This window comes from Ramlibacter sp. (assembly GCF_028292805.1).
GTDB lineage: Bacteria > Pseudomonadota > Gammaproteobacteria > Burkholderiales > Burkholderiaceae_C > Ramlibacter.
This window is the reverse complement of record NZ_JAQGLS010000168.1, coordinates 1-5,777: the sequence shown is the minus strand read 5'-3', so window position 1 is coordinate 5,777 and position 5,777 is coordinate 1. Positions and strand designations below refer to the sequence as shown.

Below are 5,777 nucleotides of genomic sequence, written 5' to 3'. Positions count from 1 at the left end.
CTTCTGCGCGAACATGACCGTGGAAATGGACAACACCGACAAGCTCAAGGTGCTGTTCGAGGACGCGCAGAAGAACTTCGGCCTCAGCTTCGAGCCGCCGGACGTGAACCGCGGCACCTACCGCTTCGAGCCGATCTCGAACAAGGCGGTGCGCTACGGCCTGGGCGCCGTCAAGGGCACCGGCCAACTGGCCGTGGAAGCCATCGTGGCCGCGCGGGAAGAGGGCGGCGCCTTCACCAGCCTGTACGACTTCTGCTGCCGGGTCGACCGCACCCGCATCAACAAGCGCACCGTGGAGGCGCTGATCAAGGCCGGCGCCTTTGACAACCTGCAGCGCAACCGCGCGACGCTGGTCGCCTCGATCGACCGCGCCTTCGACTTCGCCGCCGCCGCCGCGGCCAACGTCAACCAGGGCGGTCTGTTCGACATGGGCGACGACTCGCACGGCGCCAGCACGCAGGAGCCGGACCTGGTGGAGGCCACGCCCTGGGGCGTCAAGGAGCGCCTCACGCACGAGAAGACCGCGATCGGCTTCTATCTCTCGGGCCACCTGTTCGACGAGGTCGAGCGCGAGGTGCGGCGCTTCTGCAAGCGCCGCATCGAGGAGCTGGCGGACTCGCGCGAGATCGTGCTGCTGGCCGGCATCGTGACCGACCTGCGCTTCATCAACGGCCAGCGCGGCAAGCTGGCGCTGTTCAAGCTGGACGACAAGACCGACGTGATCGAAGCCGCCGCCGACGAGTCGGTGTTCGGCCCCAACCGCAGCTGGTTCAAGGACGACGAGCTGGTGGTGATGATGGCCAAGCTGCAGCCGGACCGCTTCTCGGGCGGCTTTCGCCTGAACGTGCAGTCGCTGTGGGACCTGGCGACGGCGCGCTGCCGCTTCGGCAAGTACCTCAAGGTGGCCGTCAACGGCCAGGTGCCGGACATCCTGCGCCTGGTGCGCGAGTTCCCGCCGAAAAAGGAAATGTCGGAGCAGGGCGAACTGCTGCGCGGCCTGGGCGTGCGGCTGCTGGTGCAGCGCGAGGCCGCGGTGGCCGAACTGCAGCTGGGCGAGCAGGCCCGGTTCTTCCCGAGCGACGCCGCGCTGGCCAGCTGGATGGCGCAGGCGCAGGGGGGGCAGGCGCAGATCGTGTACGAGGGCTGAGCCTGTCTTGCCCCCTGGGGAAGGGCTGGGGTGGGACGCACTTCCCGAGGATGTCGTCCCGGCCTCGAGCCGGGATCCAGGCTGCCGTGATGAGGGCGCTGTTGCTGGCATTGCGGGTCGAGCCCGCAATGCCAGCTCCCGGGTTAGCGGGTCGCCGCTTCCACGTACCGCCCCAGCGCCTTGACCTGCGCCTCGCTCAGTTGCGGAAAAGCCGGCATCTGCCCGATGCCCAGGCGCAGCGCCTTCTCCACCCGCGAGGCATCCGGCTTCAGTTCATCGAGTGACGGCCCGATCTCGCCTTGCGCGCCGGCGTCCTTGAGCGCGTGGCACAAGGCGCAAGCCGGCACCACGTTGCTGAACAGCTTGCGGCCTTCGTCGTCGGCCTGGGCGCCGAAGGCGGCCATGGCCAGCGCCAGCATGGCGCCCGTGCGCCAGGCCCTCACGTCACCGTCAGCGGGATCGCGTGCGAGCGCCAGCCGCTGTTGAGGAAGCCGCCGCCGTTGGCCGGGCTTTCCTCCACCTGCCACTCGAAGCGGCTGTCCTGCGCCCGCGAGGCCAGCAGGTGCTGGCCTGGCGGCAGCCGCACCGGCAGCACGAACTGGCGCCAGGCAAAGCGCCCCAGGTCCGGGCCGACGAAGCGCGCTTCCTGCCAGGTCTGGCCGCCGTCGATCGAGACGTCGATGCGACGCAGGTCGCGGGTGCCGCCCATCGCCACACCGTGCACCTGCACCATGCCGGCCTTGACCGGCCCGGCTTCCGGCGCCGGCCCGTTGATCCACGACTTCACGCCCATTTCCCACACCGCGGGAAAGCTCGGGTCGCCCTTGACGCCCGACGGCGTGAGCCGGTAGCCGGTCTTCTGGATGGCGGCGTCGGTCTCGGCGGCGGTGAAGGCCAGCCGCTTGACGTACTTGATGTTGTTGATGCCGCTGTAGCCCGGCACGATCAGCCGCAGCGGCCCGCCGTGCGCGTGCGGCAGCGGCTCGCCGTTCATTTCCCAGGCCAGCAGCGCGTCCTCGAAAGCCCTGAGCGGAACCGAACGCTCCACGACCACGCTTTTCGGATCCAGGCCCGCCGGCAGCGCCTCGCCGCCGGTGCCGGTCATGAAGCGGGCGCCGTCGGCAACGCCGCCGAGCGCCGCGATCACGTTGCGCACCGGCACGCCGCTCCAGATCACGCAGCCGGCGGCGCCGACCTGCCACTTGGTGCCGCTGGGCTTGTCGGCGAAGTAGCCGCGGCCGTTGCCGGAGCACTGCAGCACGGCGGCCACGGTTTCCAGGCCCAGGGTCTTGAGCTGCGCCACCGTCAGCACGCGCGGCTGCCGCACGCCTTCGACGGCCACGGCCCAGGCGTCGCGGTCGGCGACGATGGAGACGTCGGGCGCCGGCAGGTTGTTGCGGATGTAGAGCCGCTCGGCCGGCGTGATCACGCTGGTGCCGAAGGCGGAACGCCGGGTCTCGATGGTGGTGCCGGTGTGCACGATCATGTGGTCCGGATTCTTCCAGGCCACATAGGCGGGCAGGGCGGGGCGGGCCGGCGCGGCGGCCGCTTGCGCCTGCGCTGCGCGGGAGAAGCCGACGGCGGCAACGGCGCTGGCGGCGCCGGCCAGCAGGCCGCGGCGCGAGAGATCGGGGGCTGGGGGTTTCATTGCGTTGCTCGATGGGGGTGGGTCATTGGGCGGCGGCTGCGGCGTCGAACTTCAGGCCGGAGCTGCGCCATTCGGGGAAGCCGCCACGGAACCAGTTGACGTTCTTGTAGCCGGCCTTCATGGCGGCCTGCGTCGCCTTGAAGCTCTTCCAGCATTCGGCGCCGTTGCAGGCGAAGATCAGTTCCGCGTTGCGGTCGGGCCCGAGCTTGGCGAGCTCGAACTTGTCCAGCGCCGCGTCGAAGTCGGGGTCCTTGGCGCTTTTCTCGTGGTACGGCACCAGCCTGGAGCCGGGCACGTGGCCGGCCTTGAATTCGGCGTCGGTGCGCGTGTCGATGTAAGTGGCGCCACCCTGCAGCAGCTGCGCGACGGTCTTGGCGTCGACCACGTCGGCGCCCGGCAGGGCCCGGGGCGTGAAGTAGCCCAGCGTGGCCACGTACTTGAAGTCGTCGCTGGCCCGCGCCACGGCCTTGGTGTTCTCGCCGCGCAGCAGCTGCGCGAACTCGGCCGACTCGGACAGCGCGGCCATCAGTGCGGCCGCCCCCGGGCGGGCGCCGTCCTTGATCGCTACGCTCAGGCCGGGCACCGGCCTGGACTGCGTGATGGCCTTGACCGGCTCACCGGCCGCGACCCAGCGGTCGAACACCGCCTTCTCCACCGCCACCAGGTCGCAGCGCCGCAGCTGCAGGCAGGGCAGCAGCGCGTCCTGGTAGCGCGTGTCATAGACCGAGGCGAAGTGGCGCTTGATCGTGGTGTTGGCCGCGTTCAGCTCGCCGCGCACCAGGTAGGTAACAACGCTGTCTTGCAGCGGCAGGCCCAGGCGCTTGCCGGCGGCTTGCGCCATGGTGGTGATGGGGCTGGTCTTCGGCGCCACCAGCACCGCCTGGATCGGCTTGTCGAGGCCCACCACCGGCTGGTAGCCGTAGCGCATCGCGCTGCCGACCACGTGGGCCGGGGCGATGAACACGTCGTGGATGCCCGAGCGGGTCGAGCCCAGGTCGGCGGTGGCGTCGTTGGACAGCACGATGCTCATGCCGCCCGGCACCTGCTTGCGCAGAGCCTGTTCCAGGGCCCCCTTCCAGGCGGTGTAGGTCGCCACGCGCGACTGCTCGCTGCTGTCGCCCGGGTTGACCAGCACGCGCAGGGTGCCGGACGCACCGGTGGCCTGCGCTGCCGCGGGGCCGGCCCAGGCGGCAATGCCCAGCGCGGCGGCACCAAGGAGGAGGTGTGTCCACTGTTTCATTGGTCGGTCCCGAACGCGCAGGCCCGATGCCGGTAGGCACCTGTACAGCCGCACTCGTTGTCGAGTGTGGCAACCGTACATCGGTGAACACGTGACGGAAACAGTAACTCTGCAGCAAGTTACAGAGTGTTGCGAACGCAACTTTTTATGCTACCGTTTCTATAGCGAGCAGGCCGCTTTGCAGCTGCGTTTCCGAGCGGGTTAGGCCAGATCCCTAGGTTGGCATCGGCGGCAGGCTCCTGTCGCTTCGGACCAAATCCGGCGCTAGCCCCCCGGGCGAAAGACCAGCGTCGCCGAAGAAGGCACGCGGCCATCGGTGTCGCGCGGCAGCGTCTCGGTCTTGTCCAGCGCGCGCAGCACGGCGTCGTCCCAGCCCCGGTTGCCACTGGGCTTGGTGAGCCGCTTGCCGACGATGGTGCCGTCCGGCGCCATCCGCACTTCCACTTCGGCCGTCGGGTTGCCCGAGACGGCGCCCGAAAAAACGATGTTCGGGCGCACCCGGCCGATCACCCGGCCGGCCCAGTTGGCCGACGGGCCGGATGCGACCTGCGCCGAGCCACCGGAGGTGGGCGAGCCGGTGCCGCCGGCCAGGCCCTTCATGCGGTTGAGGTTGTCCTCGCGCTGCTTGGCCACCCGGGCTTCTTCCTGCGCCTGGCGCTGCTTCTGCTGCGCCTCGGCCTTGCGCTTGTTCTCGGCCGCCAGCTTGGCCTGCTCGCGCTTGTCCGCCTCCTCTTCGCGCTTGCGCTCGACGGCCAGCTTGCGGTCCGCTTCCGCCTTGCGGTCGGCTTCCGCCTTGCGCTCCGCGCGCTTGCGCTCCGCCGCTTCGCGCTGGGCGTCCTCGCGCCGCTCGGCCTCCTGCGCGCGTTTTTTCTTGTCGCGCTCCAGCGCGATCTGGGCATCGTGCTGCACCTGTGGATCCGGCGCCGGCGCCCGCACCACTGGCGGTGGTGGCGCCCGCACCACCGGCGGCGGCGCCGGTGGCGGCGGTGGTGGCAGCACCTCCTTGGGAGCCGCCGGCCGTGGCACGGCCGACCACAGTTCAGCCTCGGCCGCCACTTCGCTGACCTCGCGCTTCCATTGCAGGCCCGACGTCAGCGCCGCCACCAGCAGCAGGTGGGCGATGACGGCCAGCACGCCGGCGCGCAGCAGGCCCGGCTGCGGCGGCGGCGCGAAGGCGAGGCGGTCGTCGGCGGCCTGCATGGCGCGCTCAGTTGGCCAGCTGCACTGACAGGCCCACGCGCTGCACGCCGGCCCGCTGCAGCGCGTCCATCACCTTCACCACCGACTCGTACTTGACGTTGCGGTCCGCGCTGATCACCACCGCGGTGCCGCCGGCCGGCTGGCCCTGCTGCGCCTTGAGCACCGCCGGGGCGATCTCCTTGAGTGGCAGGGAAACCGGTTGCTCGCCGTCTTTCAGCTGCAGGCTTTCATCCCTGGCCACCAGCACTTCGATCACGCGGTCGGGTTTGCGGGCCGCCTTGCCCACGCTGGGCAGATCGATCAGGCTGGGCGTGATCAGCGGCGCCGTCACCATGAAGATGATCAGCAGCACCAGCATCACGTCGATGAACGGGACCATGTTGATCTCGTTCAGGGCGCGCCGGCCGCCGCGGCCGCGGTGCGACACGGACGCCATGTCAGTGCCCCGAGGCCGATTGCGCGCCGAGGTTGCGCTGCAGGATGTTCGAGAATTCCTCGATGAAGCTCTCCAGCTTGATGGCCACGCGGTCGATGTCGCGCGC

General features: G+C 70.1%; 5 protein-coding genes and 2 pseudogenes. 1 reads left to right on the top strand and 6 read right to left on the bottom strand.

Annotation, left to right across the window (positions count from 1 at the left end):
• Window positions 1-1,147: pseudogene (dnaE, locus tag JWP65_RS10535) on the top strand (DNA polymerase III subunit alpha); the annotation flags it as partial.
• 143 nt (window positions 1,148-1,290) lie between these two features.
• Here dnaE and JWP65_RS10530 read toward each other — a convergent pair.
• From JWP65_RS10530 to JWP65_RS10505, 6 genes and pseudogenes are all read right to left on the bottom strand, one after another.
• A complete protein-coding gene (locus tag JWP65_RS10530) occupies window positions 1,291-1,566 on the bottom strand; it encodes a cytochrome c (RefSeq protein WP_299763446.1) in 276 nt (91 codons plus the stop codon).
• A 20-nt stretch (window positions 1,567-1,586) separates the two neighbouring features.
• Window positions 1,587-2,795 (bottom strand): sulfite oxidase, encoded by a 1,209-nt coding sequence (locus JWP65_RS10525; RefSeq protein ID WP_299763444.1) that lies wholly within the window; start codon window positions 2,793-2,795, stop codon window positions 1,587-1,589.
• Window positions 2,796-2,817: 22 nt separating this feature from the next.
• Window positions 2,818-4,035 (bottom strand): rhodanese-like domain-containing protein, encoded by a 1,218-nt coding sequence (locus JWP65_RS10520; RefSeq protein ID WP_299763442.1) that lies wholly within the window; start codon window positions 4,033-4,035, stop codon window positions 2,818-2,820.
• A gap of 264 nt (window positions 4,036-4,299) precedes the next feature.
• Window positions 4,300-5,235 carry a cell envelope integrity protein TolA gene (gene tolA, locus JWP65_RS10515; RefSeq protein WP_299763440.1) on the bottom strand — a complete coding sequence of 312 codons (936 nt, stop codon included), beginning with the start codon at window positions 5,233-5,235 and terminating at the stop codon, window positions 4,300-4,302.
• 7 nt (window positions 5,236-5,242) lie between these two features.
• Window positions 5,243-5,671: an ExbD/TolR family protein gene (locus JWP65_RS10510; protein WP_299763438.1), complete on the bottom strand. Its 429-nt coding sequence runs from the start codon at window positions 5,669-5,671 to the stop codon at window positions 5,243-5,245.
• Between the two features lies 1 nt (window position 5,672).
• Window positions 5,673-5,777, bottom strand: a pseudogene (locus JWP65_RS10505) (protein TolQ); the annotation flags it as partial.

Bases quoted from the DNA above. Each gene is read 5' to 3' on its own strand.
- JWP65_RS10530 (WP_299763446.1), bottom strand. From the start codon at position 1,566: ATGCTGGCGCTGGCCATGGCCGCCTTCGGCGCCCAGGCCGACGACGAA.
- tolA (WP_299763440.1), bottom strand. From the start codon at position 5,235: ATGCAGGCCGCCGACGACCGCCTCGCCTTCGCGCCGCCGCCGCAGCCG.
- JWP65_RS10510 (WP_299763438.1), bottom strand. From the start codon at position 5,671: ATGGCGTCCGTGTCGCACCGCGGCCGCGGCGGCCGGCGCGCCCTGAAC.
- JWP65_RS10525 (WP_299763444.1), bottom strand. From the start codon at position 2,795: ATGAAACCCCCAGCCCCCGATCTCTCGCGCCGCGGCCTGCTGGCCGGC.
- JWP65_RS10520 (WP_299763442.1), bottom strand. From the start codon at position 4,035: ATGAAACAGTGGACACACCTCCTCCTTGGTGCCGCCGCGCTGGGCATT.